The sequence below is a fragment of the Enterococcus italicus DSM 15952 genome, from assembly GCF_000185365.1.
GTDB classification, from domain to species: domain Bacteria; phylum Bacillota; class Bacilli; order Lactobacillales; family Enterococcaceae; genus Enterococcus_G; species Enterococcus_G italicus.
This window is the reverse complement of record NZ_GL622241.1, coordinates 560,499-585,999: the sequence shown is the minus strand read 5'-3', so window position 1 is coordinate 585,999 and position 25,501 is coordinate 560,499. Positions and strand designations below refer to the sequence as shown.

General features: G+C 41.6%; 23 protein-coding genes. 21 read left to right on the top strand and 2 right to left on the bottom strand.

Annotated features, from left to right (window positions below; genetic code table 11):
• Positions 1-52: 52 nt before the first annotated feature.
• The 17 genes from recG (at position 53) to gshAB (ending at position 22,077) form a co-directional block, all read left to right on the top strand.
• On the top strand, positions 53-2,077 hold the full coding sequence (gene recG / locus HMPREF9088_RS02705; RefSeq protein ID WP_007207593.1) for an ATP-dependent DNA helicase RecG: 2,025 nt from the start codon (positions 53-55) through the stop codon (positions 2,075-2,077).
• Positions 2,078-2,121: 44 nt separating this feature from the next.
• Positions 2,122-3,129, top strand: a complete 1,008-nt coding sequence (gene plsX / locus HMPREF9088_RS02700) for a phosphate acyltransferase PlsX (protein WP_007207592.1) — start codon at positions 2,122-2,124, stop codon at positions 3,127-3,129.
• 104 nt (positions 3,130-3,233) lie between these two features.
• Positions 3,234-3,479 (top strand): acyl carrier protein, encoded by a 246-nt coding sequence (gene acpP / locus HMPREF9088_RS02695; protein ID WP_007207591.1) that lies wholly within the window; start codon positions 3,234-3,236, stop codon positions 3,477-3,479.
• Positions 3,480-3,887: 408 nt separating this feature from the next.
• Positions 3,888-4,895 carry an ABC transporter ATP-binding protein gene (locus HMPREF9088_RS02690; RefSeq protein WP_040366170.1) on the top strand — a complete coding sequence of 336 codons (1,008 nt, stop codon included), beginning with the start codon at positions 3,888-3,890 and terminating at the stop codon, positions 4,893-4,895.
• Positions 4,896-5,840 (top strand): ABC transporter ATP-binding protein, encoded by a 945-nt coding sequence (locus tag HMPREF9088_RS02685; protein ID WP_007207589.1) that lies wholly within the window; start codon positions 4,896-4,898, stop codon positions 5,838-5,840. It begins immediately after the preceding gene.
• Positions 5,840-6,802 carry an oligopeptide ABC transporter permease gene (gene opp4B / locus HMPREF9088_RS02680; protein WP_007207588.1) on the top strand — a complete coding sequence of 321 codons (963 nt, stop codon included), beginning with the start codon at positions 5,840-5,842 and terminating at the stop codon, positions 6,800-6,802. Before HMPREF9088_RS02685 ends, opp4B begins: the two co-directional genes overlap by 1 nt.
• 15 nt (positions 6,803-6,817) lie before the next feature.
• On the top strand, positions 6,818-7,735 hold the full coding sequence (locus HMPREF9088_RS02675; protein WP_040366169.1) for an ABC transporter permease: 918 nt from the start codon (positions 6,818-6,820) through the stop codon (positions 7,733-7,735).
• An 18-nt stretch (positions 7,736-7,753) separates the two neighbouring features.
• Positions 7,754-9,535, top strand: a complete 1,782-nt coding sequence (locus HMPREF9088_RS02670; RefSeq protein ID WP_007207586.1) for an oligopeptide ABC transporter substrate-binding protein — start codon at positions 7,754-7,756, stop codon at positions 9,533-9,535.
• A 77-nt stretch (positions 9,536-9,612) separates the two neighbouring features.
• Positions 9,613-11,388 (top strand): sensor histidine kinase, encoded by a 1,776-nt coding sequence (locus HMPREF9088_RS02665; protein ID WP_007207585.1) that lies wholly within the window; start codon positions 9,613-9,615, stop codon positions 11,386-11,388.
• The gene (locus tag HMPREF9088_RS02660; RefSeq protein ID WP_040366168.1) at positions 11,366-12,094 is read left to right on the top strand and encodes a LytR/AlgR family response regulator transcription factor; all 729 of its coding nucleotides are present in this window, start codon (positions 11,366-11,368) and stop codon (positions 12,092-12,094) included. Before HMPREF9088_RS02665 ends, HMPREF9088_RS02660 begins: the two co-directional genes overlap by 23 nt.
• Positions 12,095-12,230: 136 nt before the next feature.
• Positions 12,231-12,659, top strand: coding sequence for an antiholin-like murein hydrolase modulator LrgA (gene lrgA, locus HMPREF9088_RS02655; RefSeq protein ID WP_007207583.1), 429 nt, complete (start codon positions 12,231-12,233; stop codon positions 12,657-12,659).
• 1 nt (position 12,660) lies between these two features.
• Positions 12,661-13,368, top strand: a complete 708-nt coding sequence (lrgB, locus tag HMPREF9088_RS02650; protein ID WP_007207582.1) for an antiholin-like protein LrgB — start codon at positions 12,661-12,663, stop codon at positions 13,366-13,368.
• 181 nt (positions 13,369-13,549) lie between these two features.
• Positions 13,550-14,242, top strand: a complete 693-nt coding sequence (rnc, locus tag HMPREF9088_RS02645; RefSeq protein WP_040366167.1) for a ribonuclease III — start codon at positions 13,550-13,552, stop codon at positions 14,240-14,242.
• Positions 14,243-14,255: 13 nt separating this feature from the next.
• Positions 14,256-17,843 carry a chromosome segregation protein SMC gene (gene smc / locus HMPREF9088_RS02640; RefSeq protein WP_007207580.1) on the top strand — a complete coding sequence of 1,196 codons (3,588 nt, stop codon included), beginning with the start codon at positions 14,256-14,258 and terminating at the stop codon, positions 17,841-17,843.
• Entirely contained in the window at positions 17,836-18,645 is an 810-nt protein-coding gene (locus HMPREF9088_RS02635) for a Cof-type HAD-IIB family hydrolase (protein ID WP_040366166.1), read from the top strand. Before smc ends, HMPREF9088_RS02635 begins: the two co-directional genes overlap by 8 nt.
• A 10-nt stretch (positions 18,646-18,655) precedes the next feature.
• Positions 18,656-19,657, top strand: a complete 1,002-nt coding sequence (ftsY, locus tag HMPREF9088_RS02630) for a signal recognition particle-docking protein FtsY (protein WP_040366164.1) — start codon at positions 18,656-18,658, stop codon at positions 19,655-19,657.
• Between the two features lie 146 nt (positions 19,658-19,803).
• Positions 19,804-22,077, top strand: coding sequence for a bifunctional glutamate--cysteine ligase GshA/glutathione synthetase GshB (gene gshAB, locus HMPREF9088_RS02625; RefSeq protein ID WP_007207577.1), 2,274 nt, complete (start codon positions 19,804-19,806; stop codon positions 22,075-22,077).
• Between the two features lie 131 nt (positions 22,078-22,208).
• Here gshAB and HMPREF9088_RS02620 read toward each other — a convergent pair whose 3' ends face one another.
• A complete protein-coding gene (locus tag HMPREF9088_RS02620; protein ID WP_007207576.1) occupies positions 22,209-22,646 on the bottom strand; it encodes a YueI family protein in 438 nt (145 codons plus the stop codon).
• Positions 22,647-22,777: 131 nt separating this feature from the next.
• Between HMPREF9088_RS02620 and HMPREF9088_RS02615 the strand changes: the two genes are divergently transcribed.
• The 4 genes from HMPREF9088_RS02615 to HMPREF9088_RS02605 are packed head-to-tail and all read left to right on the top strand — an operon-like array spanning position 22,778 to position 24,658.
• Positions 22,778-23,152: an iron-sulfur cluster biosynthesis family protein gene (locus tag HMPREF9088_RS02615; protein ID WP_007207575.1), complete on the top strand. Its 375-nt coding sequence runs from the start codon at positions 22,778-22,780 to the stop codon at positions 23,150-23,152.
• Positions 23,149-23,295: a metallophosphoesterase gene (locus HMPREF9088_RS11875; protein ID WP_007207574.1), complete on the top strand. Its 147-nt coding sequence runs from the start codon at positions 23,149-23,151 to the stop codon at positions 23,293-23,295. Before HMPREF9088_RS02615 ends, HMPREF9088_RS11875 begins: the two co-directional genes overlap by 4 nt.
• A 12-nt stretch (positions 23,296-23,307) precedes the next feature.
• Positions 23,308-24,045: a metallophosphoesterase family protein gene (locus tag HMPREF9088_RS02610; protein ID WP_007207573.1), complete on the top strand. Its 738-nt coding sequence runs from the start codon at positions 23,308-23,310 to the stop codon at positions 24,043-24,045.
• Positions 24,046-24,061: 16 nt separating this feature from the next.
• Positions 24,062-24,658, top strand: a complete 597-nt coding sequence (locus HMPREF9088_RS02605) for a DUF1054 domain-containing protein (protein ID WP_040366162.1) — start codon at positions 24,062-24,064, stop codon at positions 24,656-24,658.
• A 152-nt stretch (positions 24,659-24,810) separates the two neighbouring features.
• Here the strand turns inward: HMPREF9088_RS02605 and HMPREF9088_RS02600 are convergent, their stop codons facing one another.
• Positions 24,811-25,362 (bottom strand): biotin transporter BioY, encoded by a 552-nt coding sequence (locus HMPREF9088_RS02600; protein ID WP_007207571.1) that lies wholly within the window; start codon positions 25,360-25,362, stop codon positions 24,811-24,813.
• Positions 25,363-25,501 lie beyond the last annotated feature (139 nt).

Below are 25,501 nucleotides of genomic sequence, written 5' to 3'. Positions count from 1 at the left end.
AAATTGGCTTTTTCGAGCGTTTTCTGGTGAATGATGGAAAGGAGTGAAGGCTATGCAATCGGTAGCGGTACTTGCCGGCGTGGGAAAAAAACGACAACAAGCATTGGCGGAATTAGGAATTGAATCGATTGAATCATTGCTGACGTATTACCCATTTCGCTATGAGGATGTGCAGCAGCGACAGTTAGCAGAAATTCAAGACCAAGAAAAAGTGACGTTGAAAGGAACGGTCGTCTCACCGGCTGTGATGAGTCGCTTTGGCTATAAGAAAACACGGCTGCAGTTTCGGATGATGCAAGATCGCGATGTCTTTCAGGTGTCTTTTTTTAATCAACCTTACTTAAAAGACAAAATTATTCTCTCTGAAGAAATTGTGGTATATGGCAAATGGGATGCCAAGCGCAAAGCATTGACTGGGATGAAAATCTTCGGTAGTGGCAAGCAAGACAGCTTTGCTCCGGTCTATCATGTTAGCAAAAAAATTCGCCAAGCAACCTTACAAGACTTAATTAAGCAAGCATTTGCTCAGTTTGGCGAGCAAATCGAAGAAATCCTACCCGTCCAGCTTGTTGACAAGTATCGGCTAATGGAGAGAAAACAAGCCATTTACGCGATGCATTTTCCTGATGATATGGATACATACCGTCAGGCCAAACGGCGCGTCGTGTTTGAAGAATTCTTTTTGTTTCAAATGAAGCTCCAGGGATTAAAGCAAGCTGAAAAAGCTGAGGTGAATGGCCTTTGTTTGAGCTATGATGCAAAACAATTAAAAGCCTTTATTCAAAAACTTCCATTTGAACTAACGGATGCACAAAAACGAGTTACCAATGAAATTTGCGCAGATTTAAAAAGTCCAAAACACATGCAACGCTTATTACAAGGCGATGTTGGTAGTGGGAAGACGATAGTGGCAGCCATTGCGCTCTATGCGACGATTACGGCTGGCTTTCAAGGCGCGTTGATGGTACCGACAGAAATTTTGGCACAGCAGCATATGGAGAGCTTTGTGTCATTGTTTGCTGCAATGGACGTGACGGTCGCTTTACTAACTGGATCGACGAAAACCAAAGAACGAAAACATATACTTGCAGGTATCAAAGATGGCAGCATTGATATTTTGATTGGGACGCATGCTTTAATTCAAGAGGATGTCGACTTTGCCCAGCTTGGCTTGGTGATTACTGATGAACAGCATCGTTTTGGGGTGAATCAGCGAAAAGTGTTACGTGAAAAAGGGTGGAAGCCAGATGTCTTATTTATGACGGCCACGCCGATTCCACGGACATTGGCCATTACAGCCTATGGCGAGATGGATGTGTCGCTGATTGATGAATTGCCGAAAGGACGAATTCCGATTGAGACGCGTTGGGTGCGCCCACCTCAGCTAGACACGGTCTTGCATTGGGCTAAAAAAGAATTGGCTAAAGGCCATCAAATGTATGTCATTTGCCCGTTGATTGAAGAGTCTGAGATGCTAGATGTGCAAAATGCCCAGAAGATTTATGAAGAGCTGAAGGAGTTCTTTGAGCCAATCAATGCAGTAGGGCTATTACATGGCAAAATGAAGCCAAGTGAAAAAGAACAAGTCATGGAACAATTCAAAGAAAATCAGACACAGATTTTAGTCTCGACGACAGTGATTGAAGTCGGGGTAAATGTGCCGAATGCGACCTTAATGATTATTATTGATGCGGATCGATTTGGTTTGGCTCAGCTTCATCAATTAAGAGGACGCGTGGGACGTGGCGTGTCAGCATCGTATTGTATTTTGGTCGCCAATCCGAAAAATGAAGTTGGGAAAGAGCGCATGAAAGTCATGACTGAAACAACGAATGGTTTTGTCGTCAGCGAGCGGGACTTGGCATTGAGAGGACCAGGCGAAATCTTCGGCCAACGCCAATCGGGTCTGCCGGAGTTTTTGATTGCAGATATCGTCGAGCATGCGACAGTCTTAGAAGTAGCCAAACAAGAAGCCGAGTCAATCTGGCAGCAAAAAGACTGGAAACTTTTGCCAGCATTTCATGCCTTGGCTAGTTATTTAGCGAATGCTCGTAAGGAAAATGTCTTTTTCGACTAACGAGTTGTGTTATACTGAGAACGTCAGAAAGGAGTGCATCAGACATGAAAATTGCCGTCGATGCAATGGGCGGAGATCATGCTCCCAAAGTAATAGTAGAAGGAGTCATGTTAGCAAAACAATCGTTTCCTGATATTGAATTTCAATTATATGGAAAAGAAGATGCGATACGCCAATATGTAACGGATGAAACGAATATTACGATTATTCACACCGATGAAAAGATTGCGAGCGATGACGAACCCGTCAAAGCGATACGCAAAAAAAAGCAAGCCTCAATGGTACTAGCTGCACAAGCCGTCAAAGAGGGACGAGCGGATGCTATCTTTAGCGCAGGGAACACAGGAGCGTTATTGGCAGCGGGGTTATTTATTGTGGGACGGATTAAAGGGATTGAACGACCAGGATTGATGTCCACGTTGCCAGTCATGACAGGCAATCAAGGATTTGATATGCTCGATTTAGGTGCCAATGCCGACAATAAGCCAGAGCATTTGCTACAATACGGAATTTTAGGATCATTTTATGCCAAGAATGTCCGAGGTATCGCCAATCCGCGGGTCGGATTATTAAATAATGGCACTGAAGAGACAAAAGGTAGTGAATTAACCAAAAAAGCATTTGAACTCCTTAGCCAAGAACCATCTATCCAATTTGTCGGCAATGTCGAAGCGCGGGATCTTTTAAGTGGTGTGGCAGATGTGGTGGTAACGGACGGATTTACTGGCAATGCAGTACTTAAGACCATCGAAGGCACAGCGGCCAATATTATGAGCGTCTTAAAAGAAGCCATCTTATCATCTGGAATCAAAGGGAAGATGGGGGCATTACTGCTAAAAGAAAGCTTGCGTGATGTGAAAGGGCAGATGGATTATGCTCAGTACGGTGGGGCGGTGTTATTTGGATTAAAAGCACCAGTCATCAAGACACATGGAGCGACCGGTCCAGAAGCAGTTGCCAATACAATCAAACAAATCCACACGATGCTAGATACGCAAGTAGTACCAAAATTAGTGGCGCATTTTGAAGCAGAGAAAAACGCAGAACAATAGGAGCCATGGAAGATACACGAAAAAAGCTAGACAAACTACTAGAGAATCGCTACAATAAACAGTAGCTATTTTACTCTCTTATCAGTCAATGGAGGTGAAAACAGTTGACACGCGAAGAAGTATTTCCTAAAGTAGCCGCAGTGATTGCCAATCATTTTGATATTGATGCAGATCAAGTAACCGAATCTATGAGTATCAAAGATGATCTCAATGCGGACTCAATTAGTGTAATGGAGTTTGTTCTTGAATTAGAAGAAGAATTTGGAACAGAGATTTCAGATGAAGACGCGGAGCAAATTGAAACCGTAGGAGCTGCAGTCGATTATATTAGCGCCCATCTGGCAAAATAAATAGAAAAATCCGATTTATGAAACGATTAGTGCATCAAGCAGGTCAGTTCATAAGATCGGATTTTTTTATCGCGATTTATCTAAAATCATGCATTTTATTTACAATTTCCTATTATTCGTAGGAAAAATCGATGAAAAAGCTTTGAATTTTTTTCACATCCATGAGAGAACGGTTCCTTTTTCTAAGTTTTCTGTGAAACGCTAGCTTGACAAACATTTTTGGAACAATATAATAGGAATCTGGGGCTTATGTTAGTTTTTATCACTTGCAAACAGGCACTAGGTTGTTTATAATTATTAAAATAATCTGATACTTTTCTAAGAAAAGAAATGGAATCTTCAAGATTCCATTATTTTCTCTTTAAAGCATGGATTGAATTTGAGATTGAAAGAGAGAGGGGTATTCGTTTGTCTGCAGAAAAACAATTACTGGAGATTCAAAACTTGCATACCAGTTTTCGGATTAAAGATGAGTTTTATGATGCAGTTGATGATGTATCATTTGCACTGAATCATAACGAAATCCTAGCAATCGTTGGAGAATCTGGTTGTGGGAAAAGCACACTAGCTACTACGATTATGGGCCTACACGATCCATTAAATACGAAAATTACTGGCGAGATTCTTTATAAAGAACTAGATTTGGTTAATTTAAATGAAACACTTTACAACAAAATTCGAGGCAATGATATCGGCATGATTTTCCAAGATCCATTGTCCGCTTTGAATCCTTTGATGCGTATCGAAGATCAAATCAAAGAAGGGTTAAGCCACCATACCAAATTAAATGCCAGCCAACGTCAAGAACGCGCAATTGAATTATTGGAACAAGTCGGGATTCCCAATCCTAAACGGGTTGGACATCAATATCCTCATGAGCTATCAGGTGGGATGCGCCAACGGGTGATTATCGCGATTGCGATCGCATGTAAGCCGCCAATCATCATTGCTGATGAACCGACGACGGCACTCGATGTAACCATCCAAGCGCAGATTCTTGATTTATTGAAGGACTTACAAAAAGAAACTGAAGCAGGCATCATCTTAATTACCCATGACTTAGGTGTCGTAGCAGAGATGGCTGACCGTGTCGCTGTCATGTATGGTGGGCAATTTGTCGAAGTTGCAACAGCTGAAGAATTATTCACCAATCCTCAGCACCCATATACACGTTCGCTACTTAATTCGATCCCGCAAGAAGACAACCGCGATAGTGAGTTGCATGTGATTGAAGGAGTTGTGCCTTCTTTAAAAAATATGGGACGCACCGGTTGTCGTTTTGCGCCACGTATTCCGTGGATTCCAGCAGAAGCGCATGAAGAAAATCCTGTGTTGCATGAAGTAACAGAAAATCATTGGGTTCGTTGCACGTGTTACAAACATTTTCATTTTAGAGACGAAGAAGGAGAAGTGTAGATGTCAGAATTAATTACAATTAAAGATCTGAAAGTTCACTATCCAATTCGTAGCGGCTTTTTCAATCGCGTCACAGACTATGTCTATGCGGTAGACGGTGTCGATTTTGTGATAGAAAAAGGAAGCACTTATGGGCTAGTAGGTGAATCCGGATCTGGAAAGTCAACCACTGGTAAAGCCATCGTCGGCTTAGAAAAGATTAGTGGCGGAGAAATCATTTATAATGGTGAAAATGTAACGAAGGCTTCCGTTAGACGCAAGATAAATTACAACAAAGATATACAAATGATCTTCCAAGATTCGATGTCTAGCCTGAATCCTAAAAAGCGCGTAATTGATATTATTGCTGAACCATTGCGTAACTTTGAACGCATCAGTGATCAAGAAGAAAAGAAACGCGTCAAGGAATTGCTTGATATCGTAGGGATGCCAGAAGATGCACTTTATAAGTACCCTCATGAATTTTCAGGTGGGCAACGTCAACGGTTAGGTGTGGCTCGAGCAGTAGCTTCTAGTCCGAAACTAATCGTAGCAGACGAACCAGTATCAGCACTTGATCTATCTGTACAAGCACAAGTATTGAACTTTATGAAGCGTGTACAGCAAGAATTTGGCTTGAGCTTTTTGTTTATCTCGCATGATTTGGGTGTAGTGAAGCATATGTGTGATAACATTGCCATTATGTATAAAGGACGTTTTGTTGAGATTGGGACGCGGGAAGACATCTATACGAATCCGCAACATATTTATACGAAGCGCTTATTATCAGCTATTCCACATATTGACGTAGCACATCGCGAGGAGCACAAACTATTACGCCGTCAAGTTGAAGCAGAATATATCGCTCATCAAAAAGATTATTACGATGAAAAAGGTCGCGTGTATGATTTATCTGAATTGTCGGCGACACATAAAGTAGCAGTAAAAAATGGGGGTGCGAACTAATGTGGAAAACCATTCTACGTCGTTTGATATTAATGATCCCTCAAGTCATTATTTTAAGTATTTTGATTTTTGTTTTGGCAAAAATGATGCCAGGGGATCCATTTACAGGGTTAATTAACCCGAATACTGATCCAGCGCGAATTGAAGAATTGAAAAAAGCTGCCGGCTTGTACGATCCGTGGTACCAACAATATTTCCGTTGGGTCGGCAATGCATTGCATGGCGATTTTGGAAATAGTTACACATACAAATATGATGTTGCAACAGTCATTGGTCAACGGATCGGCAATACCGTTCGTTTAGCTATTGTATCAGTTATTTTGACCTATGCTTTGGCTATTCCTTTAGGTCTATATGCAGGACGTTACCAAAACTCTTGGTTTGATAAGGTCGTTGTCGTATACAACTTTGTCAGCTTTGCAATCCCGACATTTGTCTTGGGCTTAATTATGTTATTCTTCTTTGGTTATACCTTACACTGGTTCCCAACAAGTGGTAGTGTCTCAACTGATGCGACACCAGGAACGATTGGTTATTTCTTTAGTCAGATGTATTATGTATTGTTGCCATCTATCGTTCAGGCGTTACTTGGAACAGCAGTGACCATTCAATATTTGCGAAGCGAAGTCATTGATGCCAAGCAAATGGATTATGTACGGACAGCTCGTTCAAAAGGTGTACCGACAAGCAAAGTATTCAATCGCCACATTTTCCGTAATGCCTCATTACCGATAGCTTCAACATTAGGTTATGAAATTACTGGTTTGATTTCTGGATCAGTGATGATTGAAATTATTTTCAACTATCCAGGTATCGGAAATTTATTTGTTACGAGTATTAATCAACGTGACTATTCAGTCATTACAGCGTTGACGCTGATCTTTGGGATTGCCACATTGGTAGGAACATTGTTGTCAGATATTATTATGAGTATTGTTGATCCACGAATTCGTATTCAATAAAATAGGAGGATGTACATGTCTAAGAAACAAGAAAAACAAGCAACAACAGTGTCTACTCCACCTATGGGGATGCGGATGATTGCTCGTGAGTTTAGCAAAGATAAATTAGCTATGTTCTCACTTGCACTGTTGATTATTGTATTATTGATTGCCATTATCGGTGGTTTTGTTTTAAACCAAGATACAGTCACGAAAGTAAGTATTTTTGATAAATACGCTGTACCTGGTTCGACGTCAATGGATGGGCGCTACTATTTATTAGGAGCTGACGAAGGGGGCCGCGATGTATTTGGTCTACTAGTCATCGGTGCTCGTAATTCAATCATGATTGGGTTTGCCATTACGATTATTACTTCTATTATTGGGGTAGCAGTCGGAATTATCTCAGGATACTATGGTGGTATCGTGGATACGATTTTGATGCGTATTGTTGACTTCGTAATGATTTTACCAATTATGCTAATTATCATTGTATTAGTAACAATCGTGCCAAAATACTCTGCATGGAGTTTGGTATGGATTATGTCGGCCTTTTACTGGGTCGGTAAAGCGCGGCTATTTCGAGCGAAAACATTATCTGAAAGCCGCCGCGATTATGTAAGTGCGTCAAAAACGTTAGGAACTTCTGATTTCAAAATCATGTTTCGTGAAGTGATGCCGAATTTAAGTTCATTAATTATTACGAACTTAACAATGAACTTCGCAGCGAACATTGGGATTGAAACAAGTTTGACTTTCTTAGGATTTGGTTTACCAATGAATACACCAAGTTTGGGAACATTGATCGCTTATGCGACAAATGCAGAAGTCTTAACATCAAAATTATGGGTATGGCTACCAGCATCACTACTTATTTTGGTTTTGATGCTTAGTATAAATTATGTTGGTCAAGCATTTAAGCGTTCTGCCGATGCGCGTCAACGATTAGGATAATAAGAGGGGGAAAAAGGAATGAAGAAAAAAGCATTACTTGGTTTGGTTACCGTAGCAGGGCTAACATTGACTTTAGCAGCTTGCGGTGGCAACAGCAGCAAAGGAACAAGCAGCAGTAGCGATAGCGCAACTGCCGATACAGGCGATTTCAAATTAAAAACAACCAATACAAAAGAAGCGATCAAGGATGGTACTCTAGAAATTGGTGTCGTATCAGATACTGCCTTCACAGGTATTTTCTCTGATACATTTAGTGAAATGAATTTAGATACAACATTCTTCTCACCAGCAAATGAAGGATTGTTTAACACAGATAAAGATCTAAAAATGACTGACGGCGCAGCGAAAATCAAATTTGATGAAGATGCAAAAACAGTTACGATCACGATGACTGATGGTGTTAAATGGAACGATGGCAAAGATGTTAATGCGGATGATTTAGAATTTCCTTACCTTGTAATTGGTAACAAAGATTACACTGGTGTTCGTTATGACTCTTCTATGAAAAATATTGTCGGTATGGAAGACTACCATGATGGGAAAGCGGACACGATTTCAGGAATCAAAAAAGTAAACGACAAAGAAATTCAAATTACCTATAAAGAAATGACACCATCAATGCTACAAAATGCAAGTTCTGGTGTTCTTGGATACGCTATGCCAAAACATACCTTTGATGGTATCGCTATAAAAGATATGGCTTCATCTGATCCAGTTCGTAAAAACCCAGTTACATTTGGTCCGTATGTAATCAGCAAAATTACTGCTGGTGAATCTGTTGAATTTACACCAAATAAATACTACTATGGTGGCACACCAAAACTTTCGAAGATTGTCATGAAGACTGTACCAACATCTTCAGCAACAGCTTCAATGAAATCAAAAGAATTTGATATTTATCAAGGTATGCCAAGTTCTGAATATACATCATGGAAAGATTTAAGTGGCTATGAATTATTAGGTCAACAAGCTACTTCTTATAATTATATTGGTTTCAAACTTGGTAAATGGGACAGCGAAAAAGGTGTCAACGTATATGATTCAAGCTCAAAAATGGCTGATAAATCATTGCGTCAAGCAATCGGATATGCTATTGATAACGAAGCAATTGCGCAAAAATTATACAACGGCTTACAAACTCGTGCCAACTCTTTAATCGTACCTGCGTTTGGTACCAAATATGACAAAGATTTGAAAGGCTACGCCCAAGATGTGAAGAAAGCCAAAAAATTATTGGATGATGCTGGTTACAAAGACACAGATGGCGATGGTTACCGCGAAGACAAAAATGGTAAGAAATTAGAAATTAACTTTGCTTTCCGTGATGGTGGAACAACAGCTAAATCACTAGCTGAATACTACATCCAAGCTTGGAAAGAAGTTGGCCTAGATGTGAAATTGGCAACTGGACGTCTAATTGAAGTAAACAGCTTCTATGACAAGGTTCAAAATGATGATCCTTCGATCGATATGTACCAAGCGGGTTGGTCAACTGGTTATGACCCAGATCAATCTGGCTTATACGGTGAAGATGCTAAATTTAACTTCACTCGTTTCGTATCGGATGAAAATACGAAACTAATCAAAGAAATGTCTTCAAAAGATGCATTTGATGATGAAAAAGCAGCGAAAATCTATAAAGAATGGCAAGAATATGCGAATGATCAAGCATTTGTTATTCCAACAACTTATAGCTTTGATGTGACACCAGTATCTGATCGTGTGACAGGTTACGATATCTCTCGTGACCTTGACCACAACGTATTTGCAGAAGTTGGCGTAACTTCAGAAAATCGTTAAGCCAATTTGTCAAGGAACTACCCACTCGTGAGTGGGTAGTTTTTTTGTTATAATGAAACACGAAAAGAGGTGGCTAGATGATTTCATTGCTATTGCCGTTATTGGAACGGGTGGGTTTGATTATTCTATTGGCTAATTTATTGATGATTAGTCCTTTTTATAAAAAAGTGATGTACGAACGAGATACCCTTCATGCACAATTGGTATTGATAGGGACCTTTAGTATTTTTGCCATTATTAGTAATTTCACGGGAGTCGTCGTGTCAGAGTCGATTCAGTTTGATCAAGGCGGCTTGGTTATTTTGTCGAATCATTCATCTATTGCAAATACGCGAACACTGACGATTGGTATGTCTGGTCTAATCGGTGGCCCATTTGTCGGCTTTTTTGTCGGGTTAATTTCGGGTACTGTCCGTTGGTTGCAAGGAGGAAGCGCGCCATATACGTACTTTATTTCGTCCATGCTGATTGGTTTTTCTTCAGGACTTTTAGGAAGAGTAAGCTTGAAAAAGAAACGCTATCCGAAAATTTGGCAAGGGAGCCTTTGTGGTGCTTTGATGGAAGTCATTCAGATGCTTTGTATCTTTATTTTTTTACCAAATAAAGAGCAAGCAATATCGTTAATTCAAACCATTGCAGTGCCCATGGTATTAGTGAATGCACTGGGGACGGGAATCTTTTTGTCGATTGTTCTAGGAACGTTAAAACAAGAAGAAAGCACAAAAGCCGTTCAGACCCATGATGTATTAGAGTTGGCGAATACGACGTTGCCTTATTTTCGTCAAGGGTTAACGGAAGAGTCAGCAACACAAACAGCGTTACAAATTAAAAAAATCATGCGCGTGTCTGCCGTTAGCGTCACCAATCGTTATCGGATTTTAGCTCACGTGGGTGCGGGCAGTGATCACCATATTCCGACCAAAGAAATCATTACTGATTTGTCTAAAGAAGTGTTGAAGACTGGAAAATTGCATGTGGTACGAACGAAAGAAGCTATTGGATGTAGTGATCCGAATTGTCCATTGGCTGCAGCGATAGTGGTACCGCTCTTTGTAAAAGGGCAAGTAGTAGGGACGTTCAAGTTGTACTTCACCAATGCTGATGATCTCACCTATGTGGAAGAGCAACTGGCAGAGGGATTGGGCGAAATTTTTTCTTCGCAAATTGAATTAGGGGAAATGGACAATGAGCAACGCTTGTTAAAAGATGCTGAAATTAAATCCCTGCAAGCCCAAGTCAATCCTCATTTTTTATTTAATGCAATCAATACTATTTCAGCGATGATTCGTATCGATAGCGAGAAGGCTCGACATTTGCTGTTGCAATTGGGGCATTATTTCCGAGCAAACTTAAACGGTACTCGCAACAATGTGATTCCGATTGCCGAAGAATTGAGTCATCTACAAGCGTATCTTGCCATTGAGCAAGCACGCTTTCCAAATCGTTACCATATTACGATTGATGTTCCCGACACGCTCATGAAAGCAGAGATTCCACCTTTTGTCATTCAAATTTTAGTAGAAAATGCCTTGAAGCACGCATTTGCTGGGCGAAAACAAGACAACCAAGTCTTGGTGCAAGCTTCTTTGAATGAAACTGGCGAACTATTGTTACAAGTAAAGGATAATGGGCAGGGCATTCCTCAGGAGAAGCTAGCAAAATTAGGAAAAGAAGTTGTCTCATCTAGCAAGGGGACTGGATCAGCGTTAGAAAACTTAAATCGTCGCTTGCTTAGTCTCTTTGGGGAAAAAGCTCAACTGGTCATTCATTCAGATGAGACAGGAAGTGTATTTGCCATGACAATACCATTAAAATTGAAGGAGGATGCAAATGAAAGTCGCAATTATCGATGATGAACCATTGGCACGCATGGAATTGCACTATTTACTAGAGCAGACCGCTGAAGCAGAAGCCATCTATGAAGGGGAATCGATTGAAGATGCCTTTCGCTTATTACTTACGGAAAAGCCGGATTTGCTATTTCTGGATATTCATTTGACAGATGAGAGTGGTCTGGATCTAGCGAAAAAGCTCGTACAAGTACCAAATCCGCCACTGATTATATTCGCTACTGCATACGACAATCATGCATTGGAAGCATTTGAGGTCAATGCGATTGATTATTTACTGAAGCCATTTGAGCAGGCTAGAGTCCAAAAGGCTGTCACCAAAGCCCAACAAATACTGACTGCCAATCAGCAAGCTGTACCATCTAAACCAATAGAAAAAAATCCCGAGCGCTTGACTATTGAAACAGATGAACGCATCTATCTGTTACCGTATGGGGAAATTCTTTATTGTGAGGTTGAAGGCAAGCAGACGAGTGTCCATACCAAAACTGCTGTCTATCAAACAACGACTACGCTAGCATCCATCGAAAAAGCGTTGCAAGCAGCGATGTTTTTGCGGGTGCATCGGAGTTATATTATCAATATTCATGAAATCAAGGAAATTCAACCATGGTTCAATCAAACCTATCAAGTGACGATGAACAACGGTGGCAAGGTACCTGTCAGCCGCTCATATTTAAAATCATTCAAAGAAGCAGTCGGTTTGTAGTAATGTATAGTATTTCACGAGCGTAATTCTGCATTTCATACCAAATTCATAGCGTTTTGTACTAAAAAAAGCCGTAATGGCTTTTTTTTTATTATGATAGATCCATAAAGAGAGAACAAAAAAGGAGCTGTCTCAAATGAAAAAAACGTATTCTATTATGTATCAAAGTGTTGTAATTGGTGCAATTATTCTTATTTCTAAAGTAATCGAGCTTTTGGTGCCATTTACGATGCCATCGTCAGTGATCGGATTGGTTTTATTATTTGTAGCCCTTTGCTTGAAAATTGTGAAATTAGAACAAGTCGAAAAAGTAGGCGATGCGCTGGTTGATAATATCGGATTGTTTTTCGTTCCAGCGGGTATCTCAGTTATTAATTCATTTGAGCTGCTAAAGGCCAATTTTGTTTTAGATATTTTATTAATTTTTATCTCAACAGTCTTGTTACTTCTCGGTACGGGTTGGGTAACGCAATTGTTATTGAAATTCAATCCTAAAAAAGCAGCAACCAAGGAACCAGCTACGCCAAACTTATTAGCGAATCAAACAATAAAAGAGGTGCATTAAGATGCAAGAAATCATTCAATTGTTTCAACAAACCCCAATCTTCGGTGTCTTATTATCAGTAGGAACATTTTTTATCGGACAAATCTTATTCAAAAAAACGAATGGTTTCTTCCTTTTTGCGCCACTCTTTGTGGCCATGATTTTAGGGATTGCAACACTAGCTGCAACTGGAATTTCCTTTGCCGATTACAACAAAGGTGGCCAAATCATTAGCTTCTTCCTTGAACCAGCGACAGTTTGTTTTGCCATTCCACTATACAAAAAGCGTGATGTGTTAAAAAAATATTGGTTCCAAATTATGGGTGGGATTACATTAGGTAGTGTGGTAGCCATCTATGGTATTTATCTTGTATCTTCTATCATGAATTTAGGAAAAGTCGTGACTGCTTCCATGTTGCCACAAGCAGCAACTACAGCTATCGCGATGCCAACATCCATTGCGATGGGTGGATCGGCTGAGTTAACTTCATTGGCTTGTATTTTAAATGGTGTCATCATCTATGCATTAGCGAAACCACTCGTAAAACTCTTTCACATTAAAGACCCAATTGCTCGTGGGTTAGCATTGGGGACTGCAGGTCACTCACTAGGCGTATCAGCGGCTAAAGATATGGGTGAAGTCGAAACATCAATGGGGAGTATTGCTTTAGTAGTCGTAGGTGTGATTGTCACCGTCATCGTACCAACTTTTGGTAGCTTATTAGTCTAAACTAACCCACTCAACTATCGGTAACAGCTTTTTCCTGTCCATGTAAATGGGCGGGATTTTTTATTCTGACATTTGCTTGTAGGAGATGAGGACAATAGTTAACAGGATGGATGCATTTTGGTATAATGAACCATATGGCCTGAGCTAGCGCCATCGAAATATAGTTAAAGGAATGGATGAAATGGATAATCAGTTCGTAACAAGTTTAAAAGAAAACTACCAAATTGTTTTTCAAGAGATTGGGTTACTGGAACAAGCATTTACCCATTCATCTTATGTGAATGAGCATCGGAATATGGCATTATCTGATAACGAGCGCTTAGAATTTTTGGGAGATGCTGTCTTAGAGTTACTCGTGTCTCAATATTTGTATCGCAAATTTCCAGAGATACCTGAAGGAAAATTAACGAAACTTCGGGCATCGATGGTCCGAGAAGATTCTTTGGCTGAGTTTGCCCGTGAGTGTGGTTTCGATCAATACATTCGCTTAGGAAAAGGGGAAGAAAATTCAGGTGGAAGACAACGCAATTCATTGTTGTGTGACTTATTCGAATCTTTTCTAGGAGCATTGTATTTAGATCAAGAGTTAGAGGCAGTCAATCAGTTTTTAAAAAAGGTTGTCTTTCCTAAAGTGGATGCAGGTGCTTTTTCACATGAGATGGATCACAAAACAAAATTACAAGAAGTATTGCAACGTGCCGGCGATGTCTTTATCGACTATCGCTTGACCAACGAAGAAGGCCCGGCTCATGAGCGGGTGTTTTGGACAGAAGTGTATTGTGATGGACAATTAATTGGTCGTGGCCAAGGGAAATCAAAAAAAGCAGCGGAACAAGATGCAGCAGCAAATGCGCTCCGTCAGTTGAATGAATAAGTGAGGAAACAAGGTGTATTTAAAAAGAATTGAAGTGGCAGGGTTTAAATCATTTGCCAATCGAACAACGATTCAATTTGAAGATCAAGTGACGGCCATTGTCGGACCGAATGGTAGCGGAAAGAGCAACATTACCGAAGCCATTCGTTGGGTGCTAGGCGAATCTTCTGCAAAAAGCTTACGTGGCGGACGAATGCCAGATATTATTTTCGCAGGTTCTGAATCACGTAAGCCATTGAATATCGCAGAAGTGACGATTGTTTTAGACAATAGTGACAATTACTTGCCGATTGAGTATACCGAAGTGAGCGTCACGCGACGTTTGCGACGGACGGGTGAGAGTGACTTCTTTTTGAATAAGCAAGCGTGTCGCCTACGAGATATTCAAGAATTATTTATGGACTCTGGCTTAGGGAAAGAGTCCTTTTCTATTATTTCACAAGGCAAAGTCGAGGCGATTTTTAGCAGTAAGCCAGAAGACCGTCGTGGAGTTTTTGAAGAGGCGGCTGGTGTTTTAAAATATAAGACGCGAAAGAAACAAGCGGAGGCCAAGCTAAACGAAACGCAAGACAATCTCCATCGGGTGCAAGATATTGTCTACGAATTAGAAGAACAGTTAGCGCCTTTACGGGAACAAAAAGAGACCGCACAAGCTTATGTTAAGTTAAAAGAAGAATTGACAGGTGTCGATGTGGCTTACACAGTACAAGAAGTTGTGAAAGCCAAGCAATCATCGGATGAGATCCAGCTTCGTTTGCAAGATGCAGCTGAGAAATTAGAAGACTTACAAGGCGCGATTTTGCAAAAAGAAGAGCTCTTGCTCCGTGCTCGTAGCGAACGGGAGCAGCTCGATGAAGCGCTTGAAGCAGGTAATCAAGAACTGGTTTCGTTAGTGGAGACATTGAAGCAGGCGGAAGGAAAGCAAGAAGTCTTAGCTGAGCGCTCCAAGCATACACTAAAAAGTAGCCAAGAATACCAGGAATTATTAGCCGATGTGGAAGAAAAGTTAGACGCATTGGAAGAGCAAAAATCCACGCAAATTGCTCAGCTTTCTCAGCAAAATGGGGAATTACAAACACTCGATAAGCAGCTGAAGCAAACGCAACAGGAATTAAGCAAGTATGAAAAGTCAACGAAAGAACTAGTAGAAGAGCTACGTGGACAATATGTCGAATGGATGCAAAAGCAAGCCAACGTCAGCAATGAGCGCAAGTATCTTGAACGCCAATACCAACAAGAAACGTATAAAAACCAACAAAATGCCACTGACCAACAACACTATAGGCAAATCTTGACTGAAAAAGAAGCCTTATTAGGTGAGCTAACTGAAAAAATCACTCAAGAGCGCAACGCATTGCAAGCTCAGCGCACAGAGTATAGTCAGCTACAAGCAACAAGTAAAGAGACACAACAAAAATTGCTCGTAGCCCAAAAGCAAATGTACCAGCTAATGAGTGAGCTACAGCAAGCCAAAGCAAGACAAAAAAGCTTGCAAGATCTGCAAGAAAATTACACCGGATACTACCAAGGTGTGCGGATTGCCTTGCAACACCGCCAACAACTTTCTGGTATTTTAGGTGCGGTGGCCGAGCTGATTAAGGTGCCAGGGGATTACACGTTAGCCATTGAGACAGCTTTAGGTGGGGCGATGCAACACATTGTCGTGACGGATGAACAAGATGCCAGACAGGCCATTACGTTCTTAAAAGAGCGCAAAGCTGGTCGTGCGACGTTCTTGCCGCTGACGACAATCAAGGCACGTACGCTTCCGGAAGCTGTGCAGCAACAAGCGCAAGGGCTTCAAGGATTTGTCGGTATTGCCAGTGAGTTACTGACCTATGAGGCCGAACTGACCAATGTTGTCCGCCACTTACTGGGGACAGTCTTAATTGCCGAAGATTTGGCAAGTGCCAATCGTATTGCGCGTATCTTTCAATTTCGCTATCGCATAGTCTCGCTAGAAGGCGATGTGATGAATGCCGGTGGATCAATGACTGGTGGTGCCAATAAGCGCCAACAACAAACACTGTTTTCACAAGGCAAAGAATTAGAACAATTGACCCAACTCGTCAGTCAACGAGACAGCCAATTGCAAGCGACCGAAGCCTATGTGCAAGAGTTGCAAGCGTTACTGAATACGACAAATCAGGCCTTAGAGGACGGTCGCCAGTCTGGCACGGAGCGGCAGTCACAGGAACAAGAATGGGTCTCACAAAAGCAAGTCCTACAAGCGGAAGTCGAGCGCTTGAAAAAAGACCAACAAATTGCTCAATATGAATGGCGCGAATGGCAAACCTTTTTGGCAGAGTATGAAGAAAAAAATGAAGCTTTTGCCAAAGAGCAAATCGAGATTCAAGAGACACTTACGCGAATCCAACTAGATATTCAAACGCTCAATGAGGAAGAAGACGGCATTGAAATTCGCCGGCAAACGGTACGTCAAGAACTGGCCACATTGCAAGCGAAAACGGCAGTGACGAAAGAAAAAGTCAGTCATTTGCAACAAGCGATTTTCCAACTAGATGAAACGATTCAAGAGCAGCAGCAACGTCAAGCCACACTGGAACGCCAATTAGCTGCGCTGTCGCTCGATGATAGTAACCAAGAAGAGACATCAGAGACCTTGCGTGCTCAAGTCTTGACACTCCAAGCCAATAAGCAAAGCGTGCAGCAAGAATTACAAGAAAAGCGTGAACAACGCTATCAACTACACGAGCAAATCCGTAAACAAGACGCTACATTGGCGCAATCCTATCGGGAGCAAAAAGAGGTACTCGGTAAGCAAAAACAAGCCGAAATTGAAAACAATCGCTTGATGGTGACGATTGATAATCGAGCCCACTATTTAGCAGAAACCTATCAGCTATCTGTAGATCAAGCACTTTATCAATACGGCCAACACGTCATTGCCGATGATGCGCAGCAAGTGATTCAGCAATTAAAGCAAAAAATCACCCACCTAGGGCCAATCAATCTGCAGGCCATCGACCAGTTTGAGCAAGTCAATGAACGCTATGAATTTTTGACCACTCAGCGCGATGATCTATTGGATGCCAAAGAACAACTCTGTGCGACAATGGATGAAATGGATGAAGAAGTCAAACAACGTTTTTCAGAAGTTTTTTATGCGATTCGTGAGCAATTCCAACAAGTCTTTCCGAATATGTTTGGCGGTGGGAAGGCAGAGCTTCTTTTCACCAATCCTGATGATTTACTAAATACAGGCATTGAGATTGAAGCCCAACCACCTGGCAAAAAATTGCAAAACTTGAGTCTTTTATCCGGCGGCGAGCGGGCATTGACAGCCATCGCATTGTTGTTTGCCATTATTCAAGTAAGACCAGTGCCATTTTGTATCTTAGATGAAGTGGAAGCGGCGTTGGATGAAGCCAATGTGGTACGCTTTGGCCGCTATTTACAATCTGAACATCACCATACCCAATTTATTGTCGTGACACACCGTAAGGGAACGATGGAAGCAGCCGATGTCTTGTATGGTGTCACAATGGAAGAATCGGGCGTCTCAAAAGTCCTATCCGTTCGCTTAGAAGACGTCAAAGAAGATGGGAAAATCACCAAAAAAGGAGTCGCAAATGATTAAATTAATCGCAATTGATTTAGATGGAACGCTGCTAAATGACAAAAAAGAAATTTCAAAAACCAATCAAGAAGTTTTAGCACAAGCGAAAGCTAAAGGGGTAAAAATTGTATTGTGTACCGGTCGACCTTTAAAGGCGATATTGCCCTATTTGGATGTACTTGATTTAAGAAGTTCAGGCGATTATAGCATTACATTTAATGGTGGCTTGGTGCAAAAAAATGATACTGGCGAAATCGTGGACAAACAAACCTTATCCGTAGCCGATGTGCAAGACTTATTGGCAGTAGCTGAAACGATGGATATGCCGCTTGATGTACTGGCCGATGATGTGGTGCTCTGTTTCCCAACGTCACCTACGCATCAAACGATTTATCCAACACTAAATCCATTACTTGTCTTTCAACCAACTGACAAACAATCTGTATCAGTCAAGACACTGTACAATAAAGCCGTCGTTGCTTATGATCAAGAAGAACTCGATCAATGGATTCCCAAGATACCAGCGGAATTTAAAGAACGCTACGAAGTCATCAAAACGCGTAGCAATCTATTGGAATTTATGCCAAAAGGAGTCACCAAAGCATATGGTATTCAGCTTTTAGCTCAAGAATTAGGGATTGAGCCAGCTGAAGTTATGGCGATTGGGGACGAAGAAAATGATTTGTCGATGATTGCGTATGCCGGTGTCGGTGTCGCGATGGGCAATGCCATTTCGGCTGTCAAAGAAGCAGCTGATGTCGTAACGGCGACCAATGAAGAAGATGGCGTCGCAAAAATAGTAAGTGAGTATGTCTTAGGATAGGAGGGAAATGATGGGTTTTTTTGATAAAATTAAGCGCGCCTTTACCGGTGAAACACCTGAAGAAACGGTAGATACCGTCCAAGAAAAATACGACAAAGGGCTAGAAAAAACACGTAAGACCTTTGGCGAGAGAATGAATGAATTATTTGCCAATTTCCGTACGGTGGATGAAGATTTTTTTGAAGAATTAGAAGAGACGTTGATTGGCGCTGATGTGGGCTTTGACACGGCCATTCGCATTTCTGAATCATTGCGTCAAGAAGTCAAATTACGCAATGCGAAAAAGCCAGCTGAAGTGCAAAATGCGATCATTGAAAAGCTAGTCAATCTCTATGAAGAAGAAGGCATGGATGAAGTAAACGAGCTAGCCATCCAACCAGATGGCTTGACGGTGATGTTATTTGTTGGGGTGAATGGAGTCGGTAAGACGACTAGTATCGGTAAACTAGCGCACCAGTTGAAGCAAGAAGGGAAAAAAATCATGCTTGCGGCTGCAGATACCTTTCGAGCGGGGGCCATTGATCAATTAGTGGTCTGGGGCGAGCGTGCGGGTGTCGAAGTCGTTCGCGGCAATGCGGGCGGTGATCCAGCGGCGGTGGTATTTGATGCGATGCGTCGCGCGAAAGAAGAGCAAGTGGATGTCTTATTGATTGATACGGCCGGCCGTCTGCAAAACAAAGTGAACTTGATGAATGAATTAGAAAAAATTCAACGCATCATCCAACGCGAAGAACCAACGGCACCACATGAAGTGTTGCTTGTTTTAGATGCTACGACAGGTCAAAATGCGATGGTTCAAGCCAAACAATTCAAAGAAACAACCAACGTGACCGGTCTCGTATTATCCAAGCTTGATGGTACAGCTAAAGGTGGTATCGTATTAGCGATTCGCAACGAATTACATCTACCTGTCAAACTTGTAGGACTCGGTGAAGGCATTGACGATTTGGAACCATTTAATCCAAATGAATTTGTCATTGGTCTCTTTAAAGGATTGTTGAAAGAAGAATAACGAAACGCTGCATGTGTACGACTAGATGAGAGCCTATTCGTACACACGCAGTTTTTATTATCACCAAGTTCACAAGTTCTACTACTCCTTTTTTGATTATCTTTGCTATAATGGGTCTATGACAGTATGAAATAAGAGGTGTAAGTATGGATTATCGCGCACTACTATTAGAAGGAAACGTTCAGCCCTTTCTTTGGAAAGCAAGGTATGGAATTGAACGAGAAAGTCAACGTGTGACTGAAGCGGGCCAATTGGTTGCGACAGATCACCCGAAAGCATTAGGCAATCGAACGTATCATCCATATATTCAAACGGATTTCGCCGAAACACAAGTGGAGTTGATTACACCTGTATGTCAGTCGATTCCAGAGTTATTTCGGTATTTAGCTGCTATCCATGATGTCTGCTATCGCTCATTAGAGGACAAAGAAATGCTTTGGCCATTAAGCATGCCCCCACGTTTGCCACAAAAAGAAGAAGAAATTCGACTAGCTAAGTTGGAAAAATTTGAGGACGTACTTTATCGTCGGTACTTGGCGAAAACATATGGACGTCGCAAACAAATGATGAGTGGGATTCACTTTAATTTTGAGTTTGGCGATGAGCTGCTCCAGCGCATGTTTGCCCAACAAACAGAAGAAAAAGACTACCAACAATTCAAGACAGATGTCTATTTGAAAGTAACGAGAAACTATTTAAGCTATCGCTGGTTTATCACCTATTTATTTGGTGCATCGCCCTTAAGTGAACCAAACTTTTTTGTCGGAGCAGCTGGACCGAAAGAACCAGTCCGTTCGCTGAGAAATAGTTCCTTTGGGTACAAAAACCATGACGATGTGCAAGTCCGATACGATACCTTGCCACACTACTTAGAAGACTTGCAACAAATGGTAGAAGATGGGAAGCTTTCTGAGGAGAAAGAGTTCTACTCTTCTGTCCGCTTACGAGGTGGGAAAAAAGTCAGTGACCTAGAACAAGTCGGCATTCATTATATTGAATTACGAAATCTTGACCTTAATCCTTTTGCTCCATATGGTATCTCTGAAGAGCAAGTGGCTTTCTTGCATCTGTATTTGCTCTTTTTACTAGTCAAAGAAGAAGTGACAGATGAAAAAGCCATCAAAAAAGGTTCGCTAAAAAACAATGTCGTGTCCTTGGAACATCCATTACAAGAGTCGGCTTATCAAGAGGAAGCCAAAGCCTTGTTTGCTGAATTGAAGACGTTTATCCAAACCACACGCATGGATGTCTCAGAAGAATTGCTTGAGCAGGTACAACAGGCCATCGAAGATCCTACCAAGACATTGGCTGGTCGTTGGTATCAACAAGCAAAACAGCAGACACAAGCCAAAGAAGCGACAGCAATTGGGAAGTCTTATGAGCAAAAAGCATGGGAAAAGCCGTATCAATTAGCTGGTTTCCGGTCCATGGAACTATCGACGCAAATTCTGTTATTTGATGCGATTCAAAAGGGATTGTCGGTCAATGTATTGGATGAAGAGGATCAGTTTGTTCAGCTTTCAGCACAAGAGCATGTCGAATATGTCAAAAACGCCAATATGACCAGTAAAGACACCTATATCGCGCCTTTGATTATGGCCAATAAAACGGTGACCAAGAAAGTCTTGGCGCAAGCCGGCTTTGTCGTGCCTAGTGGTGGTGAATACGAAAGTGAAGAACAAGCCTTGGCTGCATTTCATGAATACTCTGATCACGGCTTTGTCGTGAAGCCGAAAACAACCAATTATGGACTAGGAATTTCCATTTTTAAAGATACACCAGCGTTCGCTGATTTCCGAGAAGCGGTCCGGATTGCCTTTGCCGAGGATACGGCGATTTTGATTGAAGAATTTTTGCCCGGCACAGAGTATCGCTTCTTTGTGATAGACGGTCAAGTGAAAGCTATTTTATTACGAGTACCTGCGAATGTCGTGGGAGATGGTGTGCATTCGATTGCGGAATTAGTAGCTGAGAAAAATAATGATCCACTAAGAGGGACGAACCATCGCGCCCCACTGGAATGCATCCAGCTTGGCGACCTCGAAAAATTGATGTTAAAAGAACAAGGGTACACGCCAACAGCTGTGCCTGAAGAAGGTGTGACGGTCTACTTACGAGAGAATTCAAATGTCAGCACTGGTGGCGACTCCATCGATGTGACCGATGAATTTCCTGAAGACTACAAAGAATTGGCGATTTCAGCGGTAGCTGCTCTTGGCGCAGTGATTTCAGGAATTGACTTGATCATTCCAGATAAGAATCAGCCAGCAAGTAATCCAGGAGCATACGGTATTATCGAAGCCAACTTTAATCCGGCGATGCACATGCATGTCTTTCCGTATAGCGGGGCTGGTCAGCGCTTGACGATGGATGTTTTAAAGTTATTGTTTCCAGAACGAATCAAAGAGATAGGCCAATAATAAAATCATAGAGTGACAAAAGTAGCTGCTAGAAAAAAAGACCAGGAAATCCAAAAGTTGGCGAAACAACTTCTGGATTTCCTGGTCTTTTGCTTGGAACTGAATGATTCTGTCTCACCCGCATAGCTGTGTTAGTCAAAAAGTTTCCCCCAAAAAGATGGTTTCTTTTCAGAAGTGGGCTTTGACTCGTTAGTCGGATACTTTTCAGCTATATCGATGATTGATTCATCGACGGCTTCACTTGCGACAAGCAGCAAGCCAATCGCATCATCGCTTTTTTGACTACTCGACACGATGGTAAAAGGAATCGCTGCAGCCGCTAGTATCTTGATATAATCAGCTTGAAGAGTGTCGGATACTTGATTGTTCATCAGACAATGTGCATCCTCAAAATCTGTGACGTGCGTTTTCAAGCAGTCTTGTAAGGCTTGATTGCGCATTTGCGCTAACGTCATTTGCAAATAACAGCGTTCACGAAATGTACCTAAGTATTTGCGTTGTTCATCCGGTTTGAGCTGAGGCGTTCCGTAAAGACTGTTGTCTAAATGTTGTTGCAAGTCATCGGCCATAAGAATCCCTCTCTTTCTTATTAAAAATTATAGCAAGAATTGAAAGAAAAAGCGAAATGGAGAAGCCTTTCTTTTATCCGAATGCCCAAAAGTTTGATAGACTAGAGAAAAGATAGAAAAGAGGGATAACGATGGAACTAAGCATTTCAAGTGAAGCACAAGCAGTGATTCAAGCCAAGCTCAAAACGGGTGATCGTCTCTTATTAGACAATGAAGATGGTCATGGCCCTTTTGTCGATCATGCGGTCTCTTGCCAGTTGAACAGTGGCTTTCGGTTATTGCTTGTCTCAGAGGCAATCGATGCAGAATTACTAGCAGATTATTCAATTCAGTTACCGACAGAAATTGGTCCAGTCTTTGTCAAACCGTCAGGCACATTCTTGCTTGATGCAGTCAATTGCTTGATGATTGAGCCTAGCTACAAGCGACTACAGCTTAAATCAGATGGAGGAATTCTATCACCCAATATCCCCATCATACGAAAAGAAAGGGAGGACATCGGTTGAAGCGATTAGCCGTGTTATCGGATGTGCATATCGATATCAATCAACTTGCTGAAACGGAGTGGGCCATGCTGGTTAAGCTATTGCTAGATGAACATATCGATCATGTTCATTTAGCAGGGGATATCGCGAATACTAAGCAATAAGCGTTAGCTTTTGTGGATTACCTTAGTAATTATTTTCCGACGACATTTCATTGGGGAAATCATGAAATGGCGGACCTGACCGAGGGTGAGATTGAGCACTATTTGGATCCAAGATTTTTAAATTTTCGCTTTTTTGCCTTGTCCGACACAACATGGCTACTAGGTATAAATGGGTGGTATGATTATTCCTTTGTTGAAGGGGCGACCCGTGATTTTGAACGACTGAAAAAATTAGCGTGGTATGATCGTTTCATCCAGCGAGAGGCAAGGGATCCTGTGGTGATGCAACAGATTGCGGACAACTTTGTAGCAATCATGCGCACAGTACCCAAAGACAAGCGAGTGATTGTCAGTACGCATTTTGTACCGAATCAGGCATTTGTTCAAACCTTTACCGGAAAATATGCCAAATGGAATCAAATCAATGCCTTCTTAGGTTCGCCAAAGATTGGCCAGATGGCAACAGAATTTCTTCAAATCAAAGCATTGGTCTTTGGTCATACGCATCACCGCTTTGGCTCGGTCCAAGTTGGAGGCATACATTATGAGTGTCGGCCATTGGGCTATGCATATGAGTGGCGGAGTATGCGTGAGGCTTTAAAGCAAAAGCAACAAAAGCAGCTGACTATGGCAGCACTCAAGCGTGAATGGCAACAATCAGCGAAAGAAATGTATCGTTTGTATCCAGAAATAGTGGAACAAGAATTAAAAGCAGCGCTAACCATTCTTCCTTATGAAGAAGAAAAGTAAGAAAGGAATGCAACGGATGTTTACTGAACAAAGCTTTGAAGTATTTGAGATTGCAGGATTAGATGAAAGGATGGCCGCTATTCGTGCCAGCATTCAACCAGTTTTTCAAGCGGTGGGAGAAGAGATACGCGTGCAGCTTGAAGAAAAAGTTGGGCAGCCACTTTATTTACATATTGCGCAGCATCGCAGACGGACGGTCTACCCACCAGAGAGTACTTGGCTAGCAATAGGCACACAAAAACGTGGCTACAAAATGGAAGCCCATTTTCAATTGGCAATTTGGGATGATTATGTTGGCTTGTGGCTGTCAATCATTGATCAGCCGAAAGTAAAAGATCAGCTAGCCCAGCGACTAACCGACCACAAAGACCTAGTGCAAAATTTACCCAAAGATTTTGTGCTATCACCAGATCATACGCAACCAACAGTATATGGATTAAAAGAAATGGACTCATTGTTGGAACGTTTTGCTACTGTGAAAAAAAGTGAACTGCAAATCGGCCGCATTATAAAAAGAAATGACCCCATCTGGCAAACGCCAGCCAAAGCCAAAGAGACAATGCTTGCGACATACCAAACCTTGCTACCACTCTTTCAATTGCTTCACGAGTAAGCTGCGTTCACTTAGCAAAGCCTTAATATTTTGCTATAGCTAAAAGACCAAACCATCCAGCAGTTTTTTTCAACCGTTTGGATGGTTTGGTCTTTTTCGTAGTAACTAAGGGTGAATCACTTTTTTTGTAGCACAAGTATGTCTCAATTTTTTTAATTTTGTGAAAAGATGGGAACGAGTTTCTTCGGTAAGCGGCTATATAATAAGCGAGCAACAAGTGTAGAAGCAATCGTTTTGATGACACCGGCAAGAATAAATGGCAAGAAGCCTTGAGTGAATGCTTGTACGGACGTGATGTGTACCGCAAACTGAAGCCAAATCGTCCCGATAAGCAATGAAAGCAAAGTGCCTACACTATTTGCAAGCAAGACGTACCAAAAAGATTCATTGGTGAGTTCGATTATTTTGCCAATAACAAAAGCTGCCAGTAGGAATGACAATAAATAACCACCAGTCGGTCCAAAAAGTACGCCAATGCCACTCGCTCCTCCAGCAAATACTGGTAAGCCAATCGCACCTAATAGGAGATAGATACCTACAGACCAAGTACCGACTTTGCTGCCAAGCAAGCTGGCGACCACGCCGACAATAAAGGTCTGTAATGTCAAAGGGACAAAGCCAAGGGGGATTGTTACTTGAGCAAAAATGGCAATTACTGCAGCAAAACAGGCTGCTAAGACTTGTTCATGAATAGAGTGTTTCATTTTTTATTCACCTCGTAAACTTTTTTTATTTCTAGGGTTAACCATGAGTGTAGTGTAGCAAGTGGTTAACCAAAAGTAAATATAAAGTTTACGAAATGTGCAAAAAAAGAACATCTCTTTGTGAGATATTCTTTTTGGG